Source organism: Pelosinus sp. UFO1, from assembly GCF_000725345.1.
GTDB lineage: Bacteria > Bacillota > Negativicutes > DSM-13327 > DSM-13327 > Pelosinus.
On the sequence record NZ_CP008852.1, the window covers coordinates 4945021 to 4969128 of the forward strand.

Genomic DNA, 24108 nt, shown 5'->3' on the forward strand with positions numbered 1-24108 from the left:
ATATCTCTCGTTAAAAAGCCGCTTAAAACGATACGTTTTAAGCGGCTTTTGACTATCTAAAAGAAAATGCTATTTTCCCTAGTAGGTTTTCTTGACTTCGATTCTATAGTTTTTTAGTTTGCGATAAAGTGTACTTCGATCCATACCTAAGGATCTAGCTGTTTGGGTTATATTCGAATTATATTGTGTTAATGCACAAATAATCCTATCTTCTTCTGATAGTAAAGGCACCTCGACTGTATCATTAGCAAGCTCTGGAGCGGATTCTCTGTCGTCCCAATACTTTTGTAAAACAATCTCAGTAATCGTTTTTTCATTTGCTATTACGACGAGCCTTTCAATAAAAAACTTTAGTTCTCTAACATTTCCTGGCCAAAAGTAATTCGCTAGATAGTCGTATCCTGAAGGCGTAATTTCCAGATGTTTAAGGTACTTTCTTTGATAGTGGTGCAAAAAATGTTGTGCGAGATATTTTACATCGGTGCGGCGATTACGCAATGACGGTAACGTTATTGTTAACACTTTAAGTCTGTAAAAAAGATCTTGCCGGAAATGGCCTTCTTTAATAAGTTCCAGCAAGTTTTTATTGGTAGCGGCAATGATCCTTATGTCTACAGGAATATATTTGTCATCTCCTAGACGCATGACTTGCTTTTCTTGCAATACCCGCAGTAATCGGCTTTGCCCGTATTTGTCCATCTCAGAAATTTCATCAAGAAATATGGTGCCCCTATGAGCCATTTCAAATAAACCTGGTTTTCCCTTTTTGGTTGCACCCGTAAATGCTCCTTCGACATAACCGAAGAGTTCACTTTCAAGCAAATTTTGTGGTAAAGCGGCACAGTTGATGGCAACAAAAGGTCCATTCTTCCTAGGGCTTGCGTTGTGAATACTTTGGGCAAATAATTCCTTGCCCGTGCCTGATTCGCCAGAGATTAATACAGTGGCATTAATAGAAGACATTTCTTGGGCAATTCGCTTGCTTTCTATAATCTGAGGGGAGACTCCTAAGATATCACTAAAGTTATATTTTGCAACAAATTTCCTAGCGATCACTTCATTGCGGATTCTAAGTTCCATTTCTTGAATACGTGTGACATCCTGGAAAGTAATGATTGCTCCAATGATAGATTGGTCAACAATGATAGGTGCAATGTTAAAGGTAATCCAAATAGCACCAAGTTGTATAACTTGGCCTATGGATTGCTGTCCTTCTATTAAACATGTTTCAACGTTTATAAAATTAAGCAGGGAGTCTATTCTTTTGCCGAGCATTTCTTTGGCAGAACGATTTAATAACCGCTCTGCTGCCCTATTAAAAACTTTAATAACCCGCTCTTGATTGATGCTAATAATACCTTCTAAGGAATAGTCCACTAATGCTTTGAATTCTTGGGATCGTTCTTTTTCAAATTTTCGGCCTAAGGCTATTTTTTGCGCTTCTAGAAAAGCGGACCGAATGGAGAAATCTCCAGATCGGATAAGGTGAGTTTGTAGGCCTTTTTCTGCAGCTAACAGTACTGTTTTGATTCCACCCACTACAATATTGGCATTTGTTGCTACTACTTCCGCTATTTTTGCAGGAATATCCTCGACGGTTTTCAGAGGATAAATGACTAACTCAATAGCAAGAATTTTTGAAAGTACTTCAATGTCGTTTACCATATTGCGGTAGGCTAGTATGGCAACTTTCGGATGAGGTAACCCTGTTAGCCTCTTTGATTCATGAAAAACTTGGGCCAAGTCTTGGCCAGTGATGGGGATTTCAACCACAGGGATTTTAACTTTTGATTCAATAATTAATTGAGCGGTTCCTCCTCTGGAAACAATCACATCAACATCTTCGTTTTGTAGTTTCTTAGCAAGGCGAATTCCGCGATTCAGCCTTGCTAAATAAAGGTCAAATTTATGCTCTAAGCCAAGTTGCTGGATAATTTCTTTGCCTTGCAAAAACAATTGTTTGTCCGGAGCAATAAAGGCTATTTTAGACAAATCGGATCACTCCCCTTAACTAAGTCTTTAGATTATATATTGTTAAAAAAGTGTAACTATAGTTTTTATGTAAGAACAGGAAAGAATTACTTGTTCTTCTTTTTTATTATACACGCTTAGAGGTAGGCATGAAACAACATATGTAGGAAAATCTGCAACAATTGTTGCAGATTTTCCTACAGCTATGGTGATAAATGAGGTATGAAGATAAGATTTACAACATTCTGACAATTGGCATGGTATTTGCAATAGTTGAAGTATGTGCGAGTCTAAAAAGCTTTATTAATATAAGAAAGGTGTAAAAGTGAGGAGTAAACCGTGAAAATTAAAAAAGGTGGGGTTGTATCAGATTTATTAAAGGATGTACCTATCCCTAAAATGTTTTATGCAAAGCAAATATTCCCAAGACCAATTATTACGCCAAAAGAAATACCAGGAGTTGTTTTTGCCGAATTATCCAAAGAAAAATGTGCCGATCAAATTAAGCCGGGGATGAATATAGCCATTACTGCAGGAAGCAGGGGGATTGCAAACGTAGATGTTATTACGAAAGCAATCGTAGATTTTGTGAAAGCTCAAAATGCCAAGCCGTTCATTGTTCCAGCAATGGGAAGTCATGGCGGAGCAACAGCACAAGGACAGATAGAAATATTAGCAGGCTATAACATTACAGAAGAAAAAATGGGATGTCCGATAAAATCCTGCATGGACACCGTAATGTTAGGTTATTCAGAATTAGGAAAGCCAGTTTATTTAGATAAAATAGCTTATGAATCAGATGGTATTATTGTATCTTGTCGTCTAAAGCTTCATAACGCATTCCGCGGTGAATATGAGAGTGGGCCTTGTAAGATGATGGTAGTTGGTCTAGGGAAACAGCATGGTGCAGAGAGTGTCCATAGCGATGGTATGGGGAAGATTGCTGAGAATCTACCGGCCAATGCAAAAATAATCCTGGAAAAAGCGCCCATTTTACTAGCGATTCCCTGTATGGAAAATGCATATGATGAAACTTGTAAAATAGAAGCCATTCATAAAGATGATATTATGGCTAGAGAACCGGAATTATTAAAATGGGCGGCTGCTAATATGCCTCAGTTAATTGTAGGCGAGGGAGACGTTCTCATTGTTGACGAAATTGGCAAAAACTATAGCGGTACTGGGGTAGACCCTAATATTACAGGCACATTTTCTACCGATTATGCAACCGGTGGTTTGCAGGTTCAAAGAACGTGTATGTTGGATATTACAGATTGTTCTCATGGAAATGGATTAGGTACTGGCTTAGCTAGTGCAATTACAAAACGGTTATTTGATAAGTTGGATCCTGAAAAGATGTATCCTAATTGTTTGACAAGTACCGTACTAAAGTCAGCGGGAATTCCGATTGTTGTAGCAACCGATAAAGAAGCCATTCAATTATGTATACGAACTTTAAATAATGTAAACAAAGGAAAGGCAAGAATCATTCGTATTCCGAATAGTCTTCATATTGGACAGATTATGTTATCAGAAGCATATTATGAGGATGTTAATCATGGAAAATATGAAGGGTTAGAAGCAGAAAGTGAGCCGCAATACATGGAATTTGATGTGGAAGGAAATCTAATTACGTCTATTATCAGAGAGTAAGATGAAATAAAGGAGAGAATGACTTTGACTGACATTAAAAAAGAAGTGCCTCTTTACATTAAGATTAACCCAATAGATAATGTTGCGATTGTTGTCAATGCTGGAGGATTGCCAGAAGGTACAGTGTTTCCTTGCGGTCTTGAGCTCAAAGAGCATGTTCCACAAGGGCATAAAGTTGCCTTAATGGATTTAAAACAAGAAGAGGAGATTGTTCGCTATGGTGAAGTGATTGGATATGCAATTCGTCCCATTGCTAAAGGCAGTTGGATTGATGAATCATTAATGCGTATGCCGACTTCACCAAACTTAGACGATTTATCCATTGCGAGCAAGGTTCCCCCAAAACTTCCGCCTCTTGAAGGGTACACCTTTGAAGGATTTCGCAACGCAGATGGCAGTGCGGCAACAAAAAATATTCTTGGCATTAGTACCAGTGTTCAATGTGTTGCCGGTGTTCTTGATTATGCGGTAAAAAGAATCAAAGAAGAAATACTTCCGGAGTACCCTAATGTGGAAGATGTAGTGGCATTAAATCATAATTACGGCTGTGGTGTAGCGATCAATGCTCCTGAAGCGATTATTCCCATTCGTACTCTACAAAATATTGCCACTCATCCTAACTTTGGTGGAGAAATAATGATTGTTGGCTTGGGGTGTGAAAAGCTGATGCCAGAAAAAATGAGCCAAAACAGTGATGCTGCAGCAATCGTTGTATTACAAGAGCAACGTGGGTTTAGTAAAATGGTCGAGAAAATTATGGAAGAGGCTACAGAACAGTTAAAAAGATTGAATGCTCGAAAACGGGTTACCTGTCCTATTTCGGATTTAGTGATTGGCATGCAGTGTGGCGGGAGTGATGCTTTTTCAGGTGTTACCGCTAATCCAGCAGTGGGATATGCAGCTGATTTGTTAGTGCGCGCTGGAGCGACTGTATTATTTTCAGAAGTCACAGAGGTGAGAGATGGAATTCATTTATTAACGCCTCGTGCCGCGAATGAAGAAGTCGGTCGTAAACTCATTCAAGAAATGAAATGGTATGATCATTACTTAGATCTTGGCGAAGTGGATCGCAGTGCGAACACAACGCCGGGCAATAAAAGAGGCGGTCTGGCAAACATTGTGGAAAAGGCCCTTGGTTCGATTGTCAAATCCGGTAGCAGTGCTATTGTAGGAGTGTTATCTCCTGGTGAAAAGGCTAAGGAAAAAGGACTGATTTATGCAGCAACGCCAGCAAGTGATTTTGTCTGTGGTACCCTGCAATTGGCTTCTGGGATCCATGTGCAAGTGTTCACCACTGGGCGAGGAACGCCTTATGGATTGGCCATGGTGCCAGTTATCAAAGTCGGGACCCGGAACGCGTTGGCAGAAGAGTGGCATGATCTCATTGATGTGAATGCAGGACAAATTGCAACTGGCGATGCAACGATTGAAGAAATTGGCTGGGAAATCTTTCGGCTCATTATCGAAGTTGCCAGCGGTCGTAAACAAACTTGGGCTCAGCACTGGGGGCTGCAGAATGCGTTATGCTTATTTAACCCTGCGCCAGTAACCTGATAGTTCGTATTGAGTTAAACGAAATAAAAACAGTATATATTTTATTTATTAACGATCTAGAGGACGGATTCTGTTTTTGAAGATTGGTACAATATTTGCAAAATAGTAGGTATAGCATAGTAACCTATCTATGAGCATAGGTACTAATTAAAAATGAAGGAGAGGAAATTTACATGAATACTCAATTGCCTTTCCCTGGGAAAATGTTTCGTGGTGCAGATGCCTTGCTGTGTATAGGAGAGTATTGTAACACATTGGGAAAAAGAGTTTATATTTTAGGTGGGAAGACAGCACTGGACAAAACGCAGGAAATCATCCAAAAACAAATGGCGGACTTCAACATTGATGTAATTGCTACTGATTGGTATGGCGGTGAATGTTCACGAGCTAATATTGAGAATTTAGCTGATAGGGCTATGGCAGGTAAGGCGGATTTCATTTTAGCTGCTGGTGGTGGAAAGGCGCTTGATACAGGAAAGGCTGTAGCAGCTAAATGCCTTTTGCCTATAGTTACCGTTCCCACCATTGCTGCCACTTGTGCGGCGATAACACCCTTAACAGTACTGTACGATGAAAAGGGTCAATTTGCCGACAATCTTTTTCTAACAGAGTGTCCAGTGGCAACCATTATTGATACTACAGTCATTCTTGGTGCCCCATCTTCTTGGTTAGCTGCCGGTATCGGCGATACACTAGCAAAAATGTATGAATTGCGTGCTGCAGCATCGCGCATGAAACCAACAAGTTTAACAATGGCAGCTGTTTCAAATGGTCAGATTTGTTACGATATAATAAAACATTTTGGTAAGGATGCACTGGAATCGGCAGAAAATAAGAGACATAGTACGGCGTTGGATGCAACAGTAGACGCTATTGTTTTATTTGCGGGCATGTCATCTATTTATGGCGGAGAAAAACTGCGTAATGCTGCGGCACATGCGATTTATAACGGATTCACTAAAGTGCCTAAATCCCATAGTGTTGCTCACGGACTCATTGTAGGATATGGGAACTTATGCCTCTTAGCACTAGAGGAGAAGTCGGATCAAGAAATACTGGAAGAAATAAAGCTGGCGAATCGCTGCAAAATCCCGACCACTTTAAGACAAATTGCTAGTTTATCAAAAGAGGAATTAGAAATTATAGCTGAAGCTTCCTCTAAAGCAACAGCTATGGCTTGTATGCCATTTGAAGTATCCAAAGAGATGGTAATTAATGCAATAAAGCGAGTTGATAGTTTGGCGGCTCAAGTTTGAAGTGTCATTAACTAAATATGATGTAAATATAGTATTATCACTCAGTAAAAAATGAAATGAAAACATATTATTTTTAGTTAACTACTTTTAGAATGCAGGATTATTTCATATAATAATGAATTATATCGAAATAATGAATTACGTAGCTAACATGTGAAATTTGGAGTGATAATAATGGCTGTTAATAAAGAATTGCTAAATAATAGCATTACAAAGGCAATTACAATACTGAATTGCTTTTCTTATGAGAATCCGAGACTGCGCTTAAAAGATATTAGTGCAATCACGGGAATTAACCAACCAACTGCTTATCGTTTATTAAATACATTAAAAGAGTTTAATTTAATTGAACAACACGAAGTAAGCTATTCTTTGGGGCGTGGTTTTCTAAAATATGAGGGTATTGTTCTCAACTCGATGGAAATTAGGCGAATTTGTCTCCCTTATCTTGAAGAATTATCAAATAACCTAAAGTTGAATGTGAATTTAGCAGTGCTTGATGATAATGAGGTCATCTATGTTGCGAGAGCCGAGACGCCCTATTGCACATATGGCTATTTTCATATTGGAATGCGTCGCCCTATTTACTGTACTGCCTTAGGAAAAGTCTTAGTTTGTAAGACCCCAGAAGTGGTAAGTGAAGTTTTTAAGCGCGATGTCAATCGCTATACGCTAAATACAATCACTGATGCTGATACTTTCTTAAAAGAAATTGAAAAAGTAAGCTTACAAGGGTATGCAGTGGATCTAGAGGAGTGGAATAATGGGATTAACTGCATCGCTGCTCCCCTTTATGATGCAACAGGAAAAATCATTGCAGGTATCAGTATCTCGGGGCCTACCAGCATGTATTCGGTAGAAAAACTAATGGAATACGTACCTATATTGATTGATTATGCCAACCGATTGTCAGCTAGAATGGGTTCAAGAGGCGGTTGGTGACAGTAGGGGAAGCGAATGTTTCCGTTGTAATTTAAAAGTATGATTAAGAACAAAGCACTCTTTGAAGATCTCAAAGAGTGCTTTATTTTCTTTTACGGAATCAGAAAGTATAACACTTCCTTGATTCCAAGTAAGAACGACTAAGGCTTCTGCCTGCGTCTGAGGACTTGGCCTAAGCCAAGTCTTTTCTTATATATATCATTGTGTCGAGATAAGAGTCAGATTTGTCGATATTATTATTTATATTTAGAAAAATAAATTTATTTGCGAAAAATAGAAGGAATATTAATATAATGAATAGAATACTATTAAAAAAGAAATACAATTTCAATATATGAAATAAAAATATCAAAAATGGAATGAAATGTGGTTGAGAAAATTTTATTGATGGTTATCTCCAATTGGGAAATATATGAAGAAACGTAAGAGAATGGGGGGGCAGACAGTTACCTTATTACTATTTTATCCGTTAGCGGAAGTTGTCTCTTAGATATCAAAATAAGCTTAATGGAAGCGCTACTAAGAAGTTAAATTATAAGGAGGATATATTATGAAAGATTCTATAAAAAAAAGTAATGTCCGTTGGATCGTCGTAGCCGTTTTATTCTTTATTACCATAATCAATTATGCCGATCGTGCCACTATTTCACTTGCTGGTCCAGCGATAGCAAAAGAATTAAACATGGATTCGATATCAATGGGTTATATCTTTTCAGCTTTCGGTTGGTCCTATGTTGTTTTTCAGTTGCCTGGAGGATATTTCTTAGATCGCTTTGGCTCAAAAAAGGTATATGCATATAGCATTTTTTTCTGGTCTTTATTTACCCTATTTCAAGGCTTCGTTGGTTTTCTTACTGGAGCCACAGCAATTATAACGTTGTTTGCGTTGCGGTTTATGGTTGGAGCTGCTGAGGCACCTTCTTTCCCGGCAAATAGCCGGATTGTTGCAGCTTGGTTTCCTGCATCAGAGCGTGGTACTGCTTCCGCTATTTTTAATTCGGCCCAATATGCGGCCACTGTATTTTTTGCACCGCTGATGGGATGGCTTATTCACAATTTTGGTTGGCATTATGTATTTGTAGTCATGGGCGGATTGGGAATCGCTTTTACGTTAGTATGGAATAAGTTGATTCATAACCCTAAGGATCATCCAATGATTAATAAGGCTGAGATTGAGTATATTGAACAAGGTGGCGGCTTGGTTGATATGGATCAATCCCAAAAAGATGTTTGTAAGCAAGAAGGGTCTAATATGCAGTGCGATGTAGATCAAGAGAAAAAGGATGTCGCTAAGCAAGAAGGACCTAATATGCACTATATAAAAGAATTGCTGAGAAATCGTATGATGGTAGGCATCTATGTTGCTCAATATTGCATCAATGCCATTACCTATTTCTTCATTACTTGGTTTCCAGTCTATCTAGTACAGGCTCGCGGAATGACAATCTTGAAAGCCGGTTTTGCTGCATCCGTACCAGCTATATTCGGTTTTTTAGGCGGTATTCTGGGTGGTGTTATATCTGATTTCTTGCTTAAAAAGGGTTATTCCCTTACGGTTGCAAGGAAGGTGCCCATCGTACTTGGTATGTTATTGTCCATGAGTATGCTTGCTTGTAACTATGTAGATATTCATTGGATGATTATTGCTATCATGGCTTTAGCTTTCTTCGGAAAAGGTCTTGGTGCACTTGGCTGGGCGGTTAACTCGGATACGGCGCCAAAACAAATTGCTGGCTTGAGTGGAGGACTCTTAAACACTTGCGGTAATCTCTCAAGTATCACGACGCCAATTGCTATTGGCTATATTATTCAATCAACAGGATCGTTTAATGGTGCGCTAATCTATGTTGTTGTACATGCTTTTATTGCCATAGTCAGCTACCTGTTTGTTGTTGGAGAAATAAAACGTGTTGAACTTAAATAAAAGGAGGCTCTTTTAAAATATGACTACTCAGGTAAACAACGGTGCTTATACAGGTACTCCGATTATTACAGAAATGAAAGTAATTCCTGTTGCAGGACATGATAGCATGCTACTAAATCTGTGCGGTGCACATGGCCCCTTTTTCACCAGAACAATAGTCATACTTAAAGATAGCCTAGGACATACGGGCGTAGGTGAGGTTCCAGGAGGGGAAAGCATCCTTCGGACACTAGAAAAAGCCGAATCACTTGTAGTGGGGCAATCCATAGGTCTCTATAACAATATTCTCAATAATATAAGGCAAAATTTATTAGGAAAAAGTACAGCCGGCCCCCAATCAACGGTGCATAAAGTAACCTCTGCAGCGGAAGAAGCGGTGTTAAAACAGCCACACGAAATCAATTTGCGTGCTGACAATGTGCTTACAGGAATAGAAGCTCCATTGCTGGATTTATTAGGACAGTTCCTAAATGTGCCAGTAGCAGCATTACTAGGTAGTGGACAGCAACGTGATGCTGTAAGAACTCTAGCTTATTTATTTTACGTCGGTGACCTTAAAAAAACAGATCTGCCTTACCTTAGTAATTCGAATGAAAAAGATGATTGGCTGCGTTTGCGTCATGAAGCAGCGCTAACGCCCGAAGCAGTTGTACGCCTTGCCGAAGCAACAACTGCACGCTACGGTGTTAAAGATTTTAAATTAAAAGGCGGCGTAATGAGCGGTGCTGAGGAAATGGAAGCAGTGGCTGCACTTGCGAAACGTTTCCCTGAGGCACGGATCACTCTTGATCCTAATGGTGCTTGGTCTTTAGAAGAATCGATCAACTTGTGCCGTAACAAGCACAATGTAATGGCATATGCGGAGGATCCTTGTGGTCCTGAAAATGGTTATTCCGGTCGGGAGATTATGGCAGAGTTTAGACGTGCGACTGGTATGCCTACTGCGACAAATATGATTGCTACTGATTGGCGGCAATTGGGACACTCAGCGAATCTGCATGCTGTCGATATTATCTTGGCTGATCCTCATTTTTGGACGATGCAGGGTTCAGTACGAGTTGCACAGCTATGTAATGAATGGGGCTTGACGTGGGGTTCCCACTCCAATAATCATTTTGATATTTCTCTAGCCATGTTTACCCATGTAGCAGCTGCTGCTCCAGGTAATATTACGGCGATTGATACCCACTGGATTTGGCAGGAAGGTCAGGAAAATTTGACGAAAGAACCTTTCCAAATTGTAGATGGATTGATAGAAGTACCGAAAAAACCAGGTCTTGGCGTAGAAATTGATATGGAGCAAATCGAGAAAGCAAATCAACTATATAACAAAATTGGTCAGGGCGCTCGGGATGATGCCATGGCTATGCAATATTTAATACCTGGTTGGAAGTATGATCCCAAACGTCCTAGTATGGTACGTTAAATAGAACTAAGGAGAGGAAAAATAAATGAAGATAACAGAAAATAAAGCAGGTTTTACACCAAAAGGAATTATACCAGCGGTGATAACTCCTCTTACGGCTGAAGAAAAATTTAACGAAAAAGCCATGCGTAAGTTGATTAATTATCTGATTGACGGTGGTGTACACGGATTATTTGTCACAGGAACTACGGGAGAATTTTATGGGTTGACTCCTGAAGAAAAACGGGAAATTTTGCTGGTTACCATGGACGAGACAAAAGGTAGGGTGCCAGTTTATGCAGGTACAAATGGGATCACTACCCGGGAGAGCATCATGCTTACTCAAATGGCAGAGGAATGCAAAGTAGATGCCGTGTCTGTTTTAACGCCCATGTTTGTCACTCCGAATCAAGATCAGTTATATAAACATTTTAAGGATATTGCGGCAAGTACGTCTCTTCCCGTAATTCTCTATAACAATCCTCCTAAGACTGCAGTTAACCTTGCGCCTGCAACTGTAGCTAAGTTAGCTGAGATACCCAATATTGTGAGTATTAAGGATTCCAGTGGTGACTTGACCTTAACCGCTGAATATATACGTTTGACCCAAGGCAGGAAGGATTTCTCCGTGCTTATGGGGAGAGATACTCTTATCTATGGAGCCCTTTTATATGGTGCTACTGGTTCCATTGCATCTTGTGCAAACGTAGCGCCAAGGCTGTGTGCTGACATCTATGAAAAATATATGGCTGGCGATTTAGAAGGAGCTCTCAAAGCCCAGTTTGCTCTAGCGCCTCTCAGGATTGCCTTTACCATTGGGACCTTCCCGGCAGTGATTAAGGAGTCATTAACCTTACTGGGGATTGAAGCGGGACCTTGTATGGACCCAGCAGGTCCCATGACCCATAGTGAAAGAGAGCAACTTTCTAAGGTGCTGATAGAAATGGGCTTGTTGAAATAATGCATAATTGTTAGGACAGAATAGTCCAAAGACAAGATTATGATAACTAGGAGTGAGTAATATGGAACTGAACAAAAAACAAGGTAGTTCGTCTACACCGATTATTACTGAAATGCAGGTCATTCCTGTTGCAGGTCAAGATAGTATGCTCTTAAATCTCAGTGGTGCACATAGTCCCTTTTTTACCCGTAACATTGTAATTCTCAAAGACAATGTAGGCAACACCGGCGTTGGTGAGATTCCTGGAGGAGAACGCATTCGTCAAACGCTGGAGGATGCAAGAGAATTGGTTCTTGGTAAATCCATTGGGAATTACAACAACATCCTTAATGCGGTGCGGCAGAGTTTCGCAGAGAGAGATTCCGCTGGGCGGGGGCTGCAAACTTTCGATTTACGGATCACAATTCATGTTGTCACAGCACTAGAAGCTGCTTTACTCGATCTGCTTGGTAAGTTCCTTGAAGTTCCAGTAGCGGCATTGCTTGGTCAGGGCCAGCAACGTAAGGCTGTAGAAATGCTGGGATACCTATTCTATGTTGGTGATCGTACCAAAACAGATTTACCATATTTAAGTAATCCAAATGCTGCAAATGACTGGTATCGTTTACGCCACGAAGAGGCGCTGGCTCCAGAAACTGTCGTGCGGTTGGCGGAAGCGGCTCACGAGCTCTACGGCTTTAACGACTTTAAACTAAAAGGTGGCGCGCTGCCAGGAGAAGAAGAAATAGCCGCGGTTACCGCTTTGGCCCAGCGTTTCCCTAATGCACGAATTACCATTGATCCGAATGGTGCATGGTCATTAGACGAAGCAATCAGATTGTGCAGTAACAAACAGCATGTATTAGCCTACGCTGAAGATCCATGTGGAGCCGAAAATGGTTATTCTGGGCGGGAAATCATGGCTGAATTCCGTCGGGCAACAGGATTGCCAACGGCCACGAATATGATCGCCACGGATTGGCGTCAGATGGGGCATACAATCCAGTTGCATTCAGTAGACATTCCTTTAGCCGATCCTCACTTTTGGACCATGCAGGGTTCCGTACGTGTTGCCCAAATGTGTCATGAATGGGGATTGACCTGGGGATCCCACTCTAACAATCATTTTGACATTTCCTTAGCCATGTTTACTCATGTAGGAGCTGCCGCTCCAGGAAAAATTGCAGCGTTAGATACTCACTGGATCTGGCAAGAAGGTCAAGAACGTTTGACCAAAGAGCCGTTTAAAATAGTTGGTGGAATGGTAGCTGTTCCTGACAAGCCGGGCCTTGGGGTCGAAATAGATATGGTGCAGGTTGAGAAAGCGCACAAACTGTACGTAGAGAATTGCCTAGGTGCACGGGATGATGCAATGGCAATGCAGTACTTGATTCCAAACTGGAAGTTTGATAATAAACGCCCTTGTCTAGTTCGCTAGGTATATGTAAAAGCATTTACAATTAAATTGAAATCAAAGGAGTAGATCAAGATGAAAATTGGATTTATTGGACTTGGAATTATGGGAAAACCTATGAGCAAAAATTTATTGAAGGCTGGTTATGATCTCATTGTTGTAGATAGAAACCAAAGTGCAGTTGACGAAGTGGTAGCTGCAGGAGCTAAGAGTGCACCAACAGCAAAAACTGTGGCAGAGCAAGCTGATATTATTATTACCATGTTACCCAACTCACCTCATGTAAAAGAAGTAGTATTAGGCGAAAATGGATTACTTGAGGGAGCAAAAGAAGGTACTGTTTTCATTGATATGAGTTCTATCGCTCCGTTGGTAAGTCGCGAACTCTCTGCAAAGCTTGCTGAAAAGGGTGTAGAAATGTTAGATGCTCCTGTAAGTGGTGGCGAACCTAAAGCCATTGATGGTACCATGTCTGTTATGGTTGGTGGCAAGCAAGAAGTGTTTGATAAATGCTATCCTGTTATGAAAGCCATGGCTGGTTCTGTTGTGCGCACCGGAGAAATAGGGGCAGGAAATGTCACTAAGCTTGCAAATCAAGTGATTGTTGCTCTGAATATTGCTGCTATGTCGGAAGCTTTGGTCCTAGCCAGCAAGGCTGGGGTAGAGCCAGAGTTAGTATACCAAGCAATCCGTGGTGGTTTGGCAGGAAGCACAGTGCTTGATGCAAAAGCGCCACTGGTGATGGATCGTAAATTTGATCCTGGGTTCCGTGTTAACCTTCACATTAAAGATTTGAATAATGCCTTGGAAACTTCTCACGATATGGGGGTTCCATTGCCTCTGACAGCAGCTGTCATGGAAATGATGCAAGCTCTCAAGGTGGACGATATGGGAGATGCAGATCATTGCAGTTTGGTTCGATATTATGAAAAAATGGCTAAAGTGGAAGTTAAACGCTAATTTAGCAGTAGAACCTCTTATCGTAAGATAAGAGGTTCTAAAAAATTTATAGAGATTGAAATGATGCTAGAGAGTTTGTTGTAATATGTATAAGAATGCGAATACTCATGTAAAGTTTAACTTTCCTGGGGATTCGTTATTTTATCGTTAGGACCTTCGATCTAAGGTTCCACATCTAGAATATGGATTTTTATTGGTTAAGGCAACGTCAGAATTGATAAGTCTATGATTAAGAAACTGAAGCATTATCGTTTCTAGTTCTTTAACTAAATCGGAAGTATCCAAATGGTTTAAATCAGCCTGTTTGAGCTGCTCTAAAATCCGATCAATGTTATCAGCCATAAGGGATGATTTTGTGGGCTCTTTCATGGTACGGTCCTCCTTGAAGCAGCTATACTAGCTCGCAGCCGCATCTTTTAGAAAAAATTCAACAACTAATTGTAGAATAACATGTTCCAGGACTTTGTACCTCCATCTAAAGATATAGAAAACCCAAAAAAGTAAAAAAATAGTAAAGTTTGATTCTATCTTAAAAAAAACGGAGTTATGGGTAAACAACATGACATTCTTTGATGCAAGAAAACCAGGGCAAGCAGTTGCTAATTCTGTTACTTTCGTCTAATATAAAAGAAATAATTGTAGCTGAATTTGGAGGAACATTATGCCGTCTGCTTTCCCCATGTATCACTCTATAGCCCTTGATATAGCGCAAAGAATTGTAAATAACGAGTTTCCCGTAGGGTCAAGAATTTCTGGTCGGACCTTACTGGCTAGTCACTATAATGTGTCATCTGAGACAATACGAAAGGCCATTGCTTTACTAAAGGATGCAAATATTGTTTCCGTTTCACAAGGGAAAGAAGTTGTCGTACTATCCATTGAGGAAGCCTATCCTTTCATTACACATCACAAAAGTATGCAATCTGTTTACTCTCTAAAACAAGAATTAGAAGCATTACTAACGCAGAAGTTGGTAATTGATAAAAGGTTGCAAGAAATCTTTAGTGAAATTGTTGGCTATTCTGACCGATTGAAGAATCTAAATCCTTATAATCCAATCGAAATAAAAGTTCCCTTTGATTCTCATTTAGTGGGAAGATCCGTTGCGGATATAAAATTTTGGCAAAGTACTGGCGCGACCATTGTAGCGATTCGGCGTGACCGAAAAATTGACATATCCCCTGGCCCAGCTGCCATTATTGAACCGGATGATCGCCTGATTATTGTAGGAAAAAGTAATATACTGCAGAAGGCGACGCAGTTCGTCGAGAGAAATAAAAAAATCACATGATCAATTCATGTGATTTTCTATTTTACGGAATCAGAAAGTATAACACTCTCTTGATTCCAAGTAAGAACGACTAAGGCTTCTGCCTGCGTCTGAGGACTTGGCACAAGCCCAGTCTTTTCTTATATAGTTACGCTAAGTTTAACCTAATATCTTCCTTGATTTTATGAGCAGCCAAGATGTGCCTTCTTTTCTCTTTTTCCTGCTCAAAAACATCGCTCATCTCATAAAAACCTGTTTTACCGAAAAGGAACAAAGCTACCTTATAAGCACCTTGGGCAAATGCTTTTCTAGAGTAAGATTGGTGAGATACTTCGATTTGGTCAAACTCTCCAGAAACAATCACCTTATGCTTGCCGACAATGCCACCTGCTCGAATAGCGTGTATTGGAATTTTTTCATTAAGAACTAAGGTTTCTTGGATTTTATCTGCGATTTTTTTAGCAGTCCCTGACGGACTATCTTTTTTGTATTTATGGTGTTCTTCATAAATATCGAAATCATAATCACTCATTAATTCCGCCATAATTTCTGTCATTGCAAGTAGTACATTTACTCCATAGGTAATGTTGGGGGCTACAACAATGCCGATATTACCTCTTTGGGCTACATTTTTGAGTTTCTCAAGCTCGATTGCTTCATAACCTGTTACCGCTGTAATTACACTTACGCCGCACTTTTCTATGATATGAATATTATCTGCCAAAAAACTAGTACAGGAAAAATCAATTAAGATATCTGGCTGGCACTGAAATAATTTACTTTCCAAATGGTCGCTTGTTTCTACGATAATTCCTGTATCTTTTAAATCTAGCAGTTCACCAATGTCTTTATGCGCATTAATACTATTTGGCCTACATAGTACCATGCTGAGCACGCCTTGCTGAAGTAGATATTCGGCCACTATTTTTCCCGTTCTACCCAATCCTACTAATGCAATCTTCACTTTGCCGCCTCCATTCCTCTACTAACAATCTTATCTTAACATTGGGTTGTTAGATAGTCAATGAATATCCTTATAATTACCAAAAAATATAATTATTTCTAGTTTATGGTGGAAATAATAAAAATATGCTACGTTTTTAAAAACGTACAATCATTGCTTTGTAGCGGTTTCAATAAAGTCAGTTACGGTTTGCTGGTATTCTGTGCGGCGCTCAAAAATAGCCATAGCGTGTCCTACATTGGGAAAGGTATGAATTTCACGATAACCTTTTGTGGTAGCATAGAGTTGACGTGTCATGTTAACAGGTACGAGGGCATCTGCTTCCCCGTGCAAGTATAAGATGGGTGTAGTTACTGTTTGTATAGAGCGAATTGGCGATACTTGGCCATAACGAAAATGAGATTGCATGTACGCGACTACACTAGAGTACTTTAATAGGATTTTAACCCAAACAAAGTTGTTAGAATCTACGATGGAGCTGATTTGCTTTGTCAATAAATTTTCTAAGTCACTATAGGCACTATCAACAACATAGAAGGCTACTTGCTTTGAAAATTCATTGAGTTCAGCATGCATGAGAGCAGTTGCCCCCCCCATGGATATTCCATGTACACCAATAATGCCATTCGGGTGCATGTGGGCTACAAAACGTACCCATTCATCAAGATCAAATTTTTCATAAAACCCCCAGGTTACAGAGTTACCGCCACTCTCTCCATGAGCCCGTGAATCATAAATGAGGATGTTATAACCCGCATCTAAATAAATATTGCTATACCATAAGCCCATTAAACGATTGGCAGCAATGCCATGTACAAGTATTATCGTTTTATCGGAGGGAACGGCATTAGGAATATACGTTCCTTTTAAATCATAACCGAAAGAGGAGGGAATGGTAACTTGTTGCCACTTTTTTGTTTTGAGTCCATTCTCAAGTTTTGTTTTTAATGGATTAAAACGCTCTAAGCTAGTACGGGTATTTAACACGCAAAATTCATTGTAAAAGACAGCACCGGCAAATAAACCGGCAACGTTGATGACAAAAACCAGTATAATGCTAAGGATCAAGACCATTTGGCGATGAATTTTACGCTTATATATTTTTAATGTGATATCTTCATACATGGAACGAGCCTCCGATAGTTGTTACATTTATTATATTGTAGAAAAAGGGAAAGGGCTATACTTCTGTCCTTTGAAAAAAATTGTAAGGAAGAAAACATCTCAATGTATGGAGGTTTTTTTGTGTTATAAACAGAATAAAGTATATTTGGAAGAAAAAATTTGTAAAATTTAGATTTTATAAATAACCGATGCACAAAATGAGATGTATAGAATAGGGGAGAAAAAGGAATGGCTCAATTTTATAAAGGAAGAAATAATATAAGTAGTAAGGCCAACCGGAGTCTAATGGCTGGTGTTTTGATGCTAGTGCTAGTATTTGTATCTCTATATTTGGTATTTGTGCATAAGGTACAAGTGATTAGTTGGTTTTACTTTGTACCCGTCACTATATTTATGATTCTATCTAGTTATTATATAAGGCGAGGAGTTATTTTTCGTTTTGGTGCGCGGGGAGAACGTCTAGGGTTAGTAGAAGCATTACATCTGCCAGATGATTATCATGTATTTACGAATGTGAGTATTTCTTATCAGAATTACAGCCAAGAAACCGATCTCATTATCGTAGGAATGAAAGGAATCTATGTTGTAGAGGTTAAAAATCATAATGGTAGTATCGTAGGGGATGCAGTAGATTCTGAATGGACACAGTATAAAGTAGGCCGAGGTGGCGGAAAGTATTCTAAAAAAATGGCGAATCCGGTAAAACAGGTAAAGGGTCAGGTCTATAAGCTTTCCAAATTTCTAAAAGAACAAGGCATTAACGTTTGGGTGGAAGGCATTGTTTTGTTTACTAACGATGCGGTACATGTGAAGGTGCATAACAGCAGTGTTCCCATATTACTTCCTGATAAACGGTTGACTCATCATATTTTGACCTATAAAAATCGTCAATATTTGAATAAAACCCTAATTAACAAAGTAGTAGAGATTATAACTACCTTACAGAATAAGTAGTTGGCTAAATGGAGTGTTATAAATGACAAAGCAAGAGGTTACATTAGAAGATGTTCTAGCAGCAAAAGAAGCTCGCTATAGTAGGCAAAAAGCATTTACAGAAAAGCACGGTGGAATACTCGTTAGTATTACAATTAATATGCCCGGGGCAGTAAAGGACACGCCATTGCTCAGACGCCTTCGGGATTATGGACTGGAAGAAATAAAAAAAATGTTTACTATTGCGGCAGAGGAACGGGTGAATTTGATTACCGGTCCCGAGGCTTTAATGGCAATTGATAAAGAAGGGCGGCTAGTTAAAAAGGCTGCCGTGAAGATAGAAGAGAGTCAACCATTTGCTAGATTGCTGGATATTGATGTGTTTGACGAAAAGGGTTCTTTATTATCACGTCGCGAAGCAGGGCAAAGTCGAGGTTGTTTCGTTTGCGGTGGAGAGTTTGTGGTATGTAGGCGGGAAGGAAGACATAGGCAGGAGGATTTACAGCAGGCGGTCACTAAAATGGAGAATCAATTCAAGGCTTATGAAAGCAGATTGATTAGTCCGATCGCCCAAAGTATAGGGGCCAAAGCTGTAGAGGCCATGCTATATGAGGTAACCTGTACACCATCTCCAGGTTTAGTGGATCGAGTGAATAGTGGTGCTCATCAGGATATGGATTTCTATAGCTTTATGGCAAGTTCGGCTGCTCTTGGTTTGCCTATGGCAAGATGTGCCCAGGCGGGTTTACTCCATGAAGGTCCAATCGAAGAATTATTGCCTGTACTAAGGATAATTGGCTTAGAAGGTGAGGAGGCCATGCTCTATGCCACGCAGGGGGTGAATACCCAAAAAGGGTTAATGTTCTTGCTTGGTATTATGACAGGGACAGTTGGCTGGATAATGGGGCGGGCTCGCTCAGTAACGACTGAGACGGTTTTATCAAGTGCAGCTATCATGGTAGCTGGGATTGTAGAAAAAGAGCTAGAGAGTGCAGCGAATAAGAATCCTAATGAATTAACGGCAGGGGAACGGTTATATATTCACCATGGTATTACGGGAATTCGTGGAGAATTAGCAGAGGGGCTGCCATCTGTCAAAGAGAGAGGTTTACCTGCGCTAAGAGAAGCTTTGCAAAAAGGGTTATCGGTAAATGATGCCTTATTACACACCTTGCTGGTACTTATGACTTGTGTAGAGGATACTACCGTTATGCATCGCCATCATCCCGATAAAATGAGAGTATGGGTACCTGAGCAGGCTCAAAGGGTCCTAGAGGCAGGAAGCCTAGCAACGATGGAAGGGAAGGCCATGTGTGCGGCTTTGGATAAAGAATTTATCTTACAAAATGTTAGTCCAGGTGGTGTAGCTGATTTACTGGCTGTGACCTGGTTCTTGCATTGTTTATCATGAGCGGGCTCAAAAGGGGGGAGAAGGATGTTATATAATATCCACCCAATTAATTTATTCAGAGCCTTATCATTGGCGTTAGAACTGTCAAATGGAGGCTTGTCTCGTCACCACTGGCGGACAGCTATGATTAGTAATCGAATAGGGGAAGCCATAGGGATGGATGAGTGGCAACGACAAATCTTGGTATATGCCGCTTTACTTCATGATCTAGGGGCTGCAGCTCGTTGGGAAGAAAAAGCAAAATTGCATCGGTTTGAAGTTGGTAAAGACATTTATGAGCATGCAGAGGTTGGCTATAACCTACTTAAAAATTCAAGCAAACTTGGTATGCTTGCCGAGCCAATTCGTCATCATCATGATTTTTGGGATGGTTCTAGTCCATCAGGACTAGAGGGTGAGCAAATTCCTCTTATCAGTCGCATTATAAATTTAGCCGATCGAATTGAAATATTAATTCGTGATAAAGAATACATTCTTGGGCAACGAGCTGGCATCTTGAATGCAATACGAAACCTAAGTGGAATTTATTTTGATCCTGACTTAGTAAAGGCACTCAATGATTTTTCAAAAAAAGAGAGCTTTTGGTTAGAACTGGCAGATCCTAATTACGCCCAGCATTTCTTTAATGATATAAATAGGTATGGGCATATGCGTTTTAATATCGATGATATTTTGGAGATCGCTGAGATATTTGCCAATATCATCGATCATACTAGTTCTTTTACGGGTACCCATTCTCGTAATGTAGCTATGGTATCCTCATTTTTGTCCAAGGTTCGAGGTTATAGTGAAGAGGAAAGCAAAGCCATGCGTATTGCAGGCTTGCTTCATGACTTAGGTAAGTTGGCTGTGCCTAATGAAATATTAGAAAAGCCTGGGCAGTTGACAAGTCAGGAGTTTTCTTTGATTAAGCAGCACACCTACTATACCTATCGTATCTTAGAACAGATTGATGGATTTGAGACGATTGCTGAGTGGGCTGCCTATCACCATGAAACGCTAGATGGCTCAGGGTATCCCTTTCGGATTAAAGAGTCCCAGCTTAAAAATGGCTCACGTATCGTAGCAGTTGCAGATGTATTTGCAGCCCTTACCGAGAATCGTCCTTATCGTAAAATACTGCCTCCAAGTCAAGTAAAGAGCATTATGTATAGTATGGTAGATAATAAAAAAATAGATGGTAATCTTGTTCAAGACTTATTTACACATTTTGATTGTGTTTATGATATGGTGCAGATAAAGATTTAGTAAAGAAAAAGTAAGATTTTTAAAGTTTTTACAAAAGGTTGGCAGTTTGGACTTTTATAGTGTTATGTTTTGTGATAGAATAGATAATGAAGCAGCGGAGTTAATGATTAGTAAGTGTTGGGGTGGATGCTTGCTAGTCTTGGGGGAACTCCGTTGCCCCGAATAATCTAGGAAAAGTATTCTCGCGTAGGCGAGTTTTTTTTATATATTTTGTTGAGGGGGTTTTTGTACTGATTGAGCTGATTGGAATGTTAGCAGCAGTTTTAACGACTTTTGCATTTTTTCCTCAAGTAGTGAAAACGGTGAAAACAAAATCAACAGATGACTTATCTTGGACTTGGCTGATCATGATGATTGCTGGAGTGTTTTTTTGGCTGGTTTACGGAGTCTTTATTGGAAGCCTTTCTTTAGTTTCTGCGAATGCAGTGACTTTTTGTTCTGTGGTAATACTCTTTTGGGTAAAGTATAGCAATCACCGCAATACGGAATTTAGTAGAGAAGAATAAGTCAAGAGAATAGATAAAAGCACTTGCAGAAAATTGCAAGTGCTTTTATCTATTTCTCTATCTTTTTACGGAATCAGAAAGTATAACACTTTCTTGATTCCAAGTAAGAACGACTAAGGCTTCTGCCTGCGTCCGTGGACTTGTCACAAGTCAAGTCTTTTCTTATATTGACTGGGTATTGTTTCATTGATGAATTGCTCCCAGCCAATACGTGTAATGAGTTGTCCTAGGCGTTCTTTGGTTTTGCCGTGTTGTCGGTAGAACGTTAGTATGGATTGTATGATACTAGAGATTTCTTCAGCAGGAACTTTCTCTGCGACGACTGTGGCAATTTGAGCTGAAAATCCTGAGTTGCCGCCTACGGCTAAAGTGTAACCTTTGGCCGTTCCATACATGCCGATATCTTTGACTAAGGGTTCAATACAGCAATTAGGGCAACCACTCACACCAATTCGAAGTTTACCTGGCAGCTCTTGCCCAAAGAATTCTTTATCAAGGGCCAGTCCTAAGCTAGAGCTATCTTGCAGTGCTCTAGGGCAGTCGGGTTTACCAGGACAAAATGCAACGGACCGCACTGCTTTCGCAATAAAGGATTCCCCCTGACAATTCAGTTCGGCGAGGGCTTTTTCTCCGTCACTCAAGTTAAGTCCGATAATGGTAATCGTATTTCCTACTATCTTTAAAGAGCCCTCATACTTATCAGCAATCTCTGCAATTTGTCTAAGTTGCGCAGAGGTGGTTAACCCGCCAGGAATATGAGGTGTAACAGGAAACTTGATTTTCTTATTCAAAAAAGGAATGTTAGCAAATGGAATTGTCATAATAAATCCTCCTTTAGAGACATGGTATGCTCCACTTTATTATAGATCGTTTAGAATTCTCGTCTGTGATCAATATCACATGGGTAGAATAGGCAGGGGCTTCCTATGTTGTCGTCGAATAATCAGATTGGAAAGTTTTTAAATAATAAGAAAGCTACTGTTTGTAGGATTCTACTTTACGATAAGTTAGATTCATTATTTTATAAGATAACGGATAGATAGGTCTTATCCATATAGGAGGATAAAAATTGTGTCATTAGCAAGGAAGATAAGTACCATGACGCTAGGATTATTAATTTTGCTCCAACCTACCTGGGGATTTGCGAATCGAAATGATACATACAGAGCCTTCGGCGATAATGCACATCCTCCTTTGGTATTTGTTAATGAGATGGGACAGCAAGATGGTTATGATGTTGATTTTATCCATCTATTAGAAAATGAGGGCGCAGGCACCTTTGATATTATGTTACTAGATTGGGACAATGCCAAAGCGAATGTGGCGCAAGGCAAGGGTGACATATTAATTGGTGTTGTGAATACGCCAGAACGAGAAAAACTATTTGATTTCACCGAGCCATACTTGGAAACTCGACTCGTTATTTTTACAATGCGAAGTAATTTCCTGATCCGATCTGCAAATGATTTAGTGAATAACCGGGTTGGAGTACAGCGTGGAGATTTAGGCGAGGATTTCTTGAAAGGCCATCTTCCTAATCTGCACTTGCATCGGTATACAAACCAAAAAGATGCATTGAAGGCACTAGCAGAGGGTGAGTTAGATGCTGTTGTAGGTAGTTACTTTATAGGTATGTACTGGATTAATCAACAAAATTTATATAGTAATATTAAGGTTGTTGGAACCCCGCTAGCTGTCAATGCTTATTCATTAGGCGTTCCAAAAGGAAATACTGCCCTACTATCAAGCTTAAATACTGGAATTGATCATTTAAAAAAAACAGGTAAACTCAAGCAATTGCAGGATAAATGGTTTGGTGAAAATTATTTTCAACGAGAAATTCTTGGTAATCCTCGTCTTATGAAATTTATTACGTGGGGTGTTTTCGGAGCAATTGTTTTGATTGGTATAGGTCTACTTTTTGTTTATTCTTTACGCCGAAAAGTAGAAGTTGCCACGAGTCGTTTAAGGGAGGCGAATCAGGAGCTAGTTCATGCTTATGATGTTACTATTCGCGCCTTTTTTAGTGCACTAGAAAAAAGGGAAAGCGGTACTGCGAATCATTCTCTAGCTGTCAATAATATTGCCTTAGAGATTGGGCGAGAGATGAAGCTTTCTGAAAACGAACTTTTATATCTTCATTGGGGAACATTGCTTCACGACATTGGTAAGTTAGCGATTAGTGATGATATTTTACTTAAGGAAGGAAATTTAACAGCAGAAGAATATGAAAAGATAAAGCAGCATCCGATCATTGGATATGAAATTTTGCAAGGCGCCGAATATTTGCGAGAAGCAGCTCGGATTGCCTTATATCATCAAGAACGGTTTGATGGTAAAGGGTATCCTAATGGCTTGAAGGGTGATGCGATTCCCTTATTGGCAAGGATATGCTCTGTTGCCGATGCATTCGAAGCTATGATTAGTGATAGACCCTATCGTAAGGGCCGGCCGTACGAAGAGGCTATGGCTGAATTAGTAAGAAATAGTGGATCTCAATTTGATCCTCAGGTAGTTCATGCCTTTTTACAAATAAACCACAGTGTACAAGAGAGCGTAATGTTGTATGAAAAGTTTGATAGCGAGATCGAGGGGGTTTAGGTTGGCGTATGCTGACCTTTTTTAACAATTC

General features: G+C 39.9%; 20 protein-coding genes. 15 read left to right on the top strand and 5 right to left on the bottom strand.

The features are described from left to right. Positions 1-78: 78 nt before the first annotated feature. Positions 79-1992: a sigma-54-dependent Fis family transcriptional regulator gene (locus tag UFO1_RS23210; RefSeq protein WP_038674569.1), complete on the bottom strand. Its 1914-nt coding sequence runs from the start codon at positions 1990-1992 to the stop codon at positions 79-81. 318 nt (positions 1993-2310) lie between these two features. Between UFO1_RS23210 and UFO1_RS23215 the strand changes: the two genes are divergently transcribed. The 9 genes from UFO1_RS23215 to garR all read left to right on the top strand — a co-directional run bounded on the left by UFO1_RS23215 (position 2311) and on the right by garR (position 14019). Next, positions 2311-3624 carry a lactate racemase domain-containing protein gene (locus UFO1_RS23215; RefSeq protein ID WP_038674570.1) on the top strand — a complete coding sequence of 438 codons (1314 nt, stop codon included), beginning with the start codon at positions 2311-2313 and terminating at the stop codon, positions 3622-3624. Positions 3625-3642: 18 nt separating this feature from the next. Then, entirely contained in the window at positions 3643-5178 is a 1536-nt protein-coding gene (gene garD, locus UFO1_RS23220; RefSeq protein WP_038674572.1) for a galactarate dehydratase, read from the top strand. 173 nt (positions 5179-5351) lie between these two features. Beyond that, positions 5352-6434, top strand: a complete 1083-nt coding sequence (locus UFO1_RS23225; protein ID WP_038674574.1) for an iron-containing alcohol dehydrogenase family protein — start codon at positions 5352-5354, stop codon at positions 6432-6434. Between the two features lie 174 nt (positions 6435-6608). Next, the gene (locus tag UFO1_RS23230; RefSeq protein WP_038674575.1) at positions 6609-7376 is read left to right on the top strand and encodes an IclR family transcriptional regulator; all 768 of its coding nucleotides are present in this window, start codon (positions 6609-6611) and stop codon (positions 7374-7376) included. Positions 7377-7926: 550 nt separating this feature from the next. Continuing rightward, positions 7927-9300, top strand: coding sequence for an MFS transporter (locus UFO1_RS23235; protein ID WP_038674576.1), 1374 nt, complete (start codon positions 7927-7929; stop codon positions 9298-9300). 19 nt (positions 9301-9319) lie between these two features. Continuing rightward, positions 9320-10726, top strand: a complete 1407-nt coding sequence (locus UFO1_RS23240) for an enolase C-terminal domain-like protein (RefSeq protein ID WP_038674577.1) — start codon at positions 9320-9322, stop codon at positions 10724-10726. Positions 10727-10751: 25 nt separating this feature from the next. After that, positions 10752-11666 (top strand): 4-hydroxy-tetrahydrodipicolinate synthase, encoded by a 915-nt coding sequence (gene dapA, locus UFO1_RS23245; RefSeq protein WP_038674579.1) that lies wholly within the window; start codon positions 10752-10754, stop codon positions 11664-11666. 61 nt (positions 11667-11727) lie between these two features. After that, a complete protein-coding gene (gudD, locus tag UFO1_RS23250; RefSeq protein ID WP_038674581.1) occupies positions 11728-13083 on the top strand; it encodes a glucarate dehydratase in 1356 nt (451 codons plus the stop codon). Between the two features lie 51 nt (positions 13084-13134). Beyond that, entirely contained in the window at positions 13135-14019 is an 885-nt protein-coding gene (garR, locus tag UFO1_RS23255; protein ID WP_038674583.1) for a 2-hydroxy-3-oxopropionate reductase, read from the top strand. Between the two features lie 147 nt (positions 14020-14166). Here the strand turns inward: garR and UFO1_RS23260 are convergent, their stop codons facing one another. Further along, entirely contained in the window at positions 14167-14388 is a 222-nt protein-coding gene (locus UFO1_RS23260; RefSeq protein ID WP_038674585.1) for a hypothetical protein, read from the bottom strand. Positions 14389-14680: 292 nt separating this feature from the next. Here UFO1_RS23260 and UFO1_RS23265 point away from each other — a divergent pair, with 292 nt between their 5' ends. Beyond that, the gene (locus UFO1_RS23265; protein WP_038674586.1) at positions 14681-15310 is read left to right on the top strand and encodes a TrkA C-terminal domain-containing protein; all 630 of its coding nucleotides are present in this window, start codon (positions 14681-14683) and stop codon (positions 15308-15310) included. Positions 15311-15437: 127 nt separating this feature from the next. On the opposite strand, the gene dapB is transcribed toward UFO1_RS23265, so the two are convergent. Beyond that, positions 15438-16253 carry a 4-hydroxy-tetrahydrodipicolinate reductase gene (dapB, locus tag UFO1_RS23270; protein ID WP_038674587.1) on the bottom strand — a complete coding sequence of 272 codons (816 nt, stop codon included), beginning with the start codon at positions 16251-16253 and terminating at the stop codon, positions 15438-15440. Between the two features lie 150 nt (positions 16254-16403). Further along, positions 16404-17378, bottom strand: coding sequence for an alpha/beta hydrolase (locus tag UFO1_RS23275; protein WP_038674589.1), 975 nt, complete (start codon positions 17376-17378; stop codon positions 16404-16406). Positions 17379-17606: 228 nt separating this feature from the next. Between UFO1_RS23275 and UFO1_RS23280 the strand changes: the two genes are divergently transcribed. The 4 genes from UFO1_RS23280 to UFO1_RS23295 all read left to right on the top strand — a co-directional run bounded on the left by UFO1_RS23280 (position 17607) and on the right by UFO1_RS23295 (position 21476). Further along, positions 17607-18332 carry a nuclease-related domain-containing protein gene (locus tag UFO1_RS23280; RefSeq protein ID WP_038674591.1) on the top strand — a complete coding sequence of 242 codons (726 nt, stop codon included), beginning with the start codon at positions 17607-17609 and terminating at the stop codon, positions 18330-18332. Positions 18333-18354: 22 nt separating this feature from the next. Beyond that, a complete protein-coding gene (gene citG, locus UFO1_RS23285) occupies positions 18355-19722 on the top strand; it encodes a triphosphoribosyl-dephospho-CoA synthase CitG (protein WP_038674593.1) in 1368 nt (455 codons plus the stop codon). Positions 19723-19746: 24 nt separating this feature from the next. Next, on the top strand, positions 19747-20970 hold the full coding sequence (locus UFO1_RS23290) for an HD-GYP domain-containing protein (protein WP_038674596.1): 1224 nt from the start codon (positions 19747-19749) through the stop codon (positions 20968-20970). Positions 20971-21212: 242 nt separating this feature from the next. Continuing rightward, positions 21213-21476, top strand: a complete 264-nt coding sequence (locus UFO1_RS23295) for a SemiSWEET family sugar transporter (protein ID WP_256380557.1) — start codon at positions 21213-21215, stop codon at positions 21474-21476. 143 nt (positions 21477-21619) lie between these two features. Here the strand turns inward: UFO1_RS23295 and UFO1_RS23300 are convergent, their stop codons facing one another. Then, a complete protein-coding gene (locus UFO1_RS23300; RefSeq protein WP_038674599.1) occupies positions 21620-22297 on the bottom strand; it encodes a nitrite reductase in 678 nt (225 codons plus the stop codon). A gap of 250 nt (positions 22298-22547) precedes the next feature. Between UFO1_RS23300 and UFO1_RS24205 the strand changes: the two genes are divergently transcribed. Next, positions 22548-24077, top strand: a complete 1530-nt coding sequence (locus tag UFO1_RS24205; protein WP_051789068.1) for an HD domain-containing phosphohydrolase — start codon at positions 22548-22550, stop codon at positions 24075-24077. Positions 24078-24108: the final 31 nt, after the last annotated feature.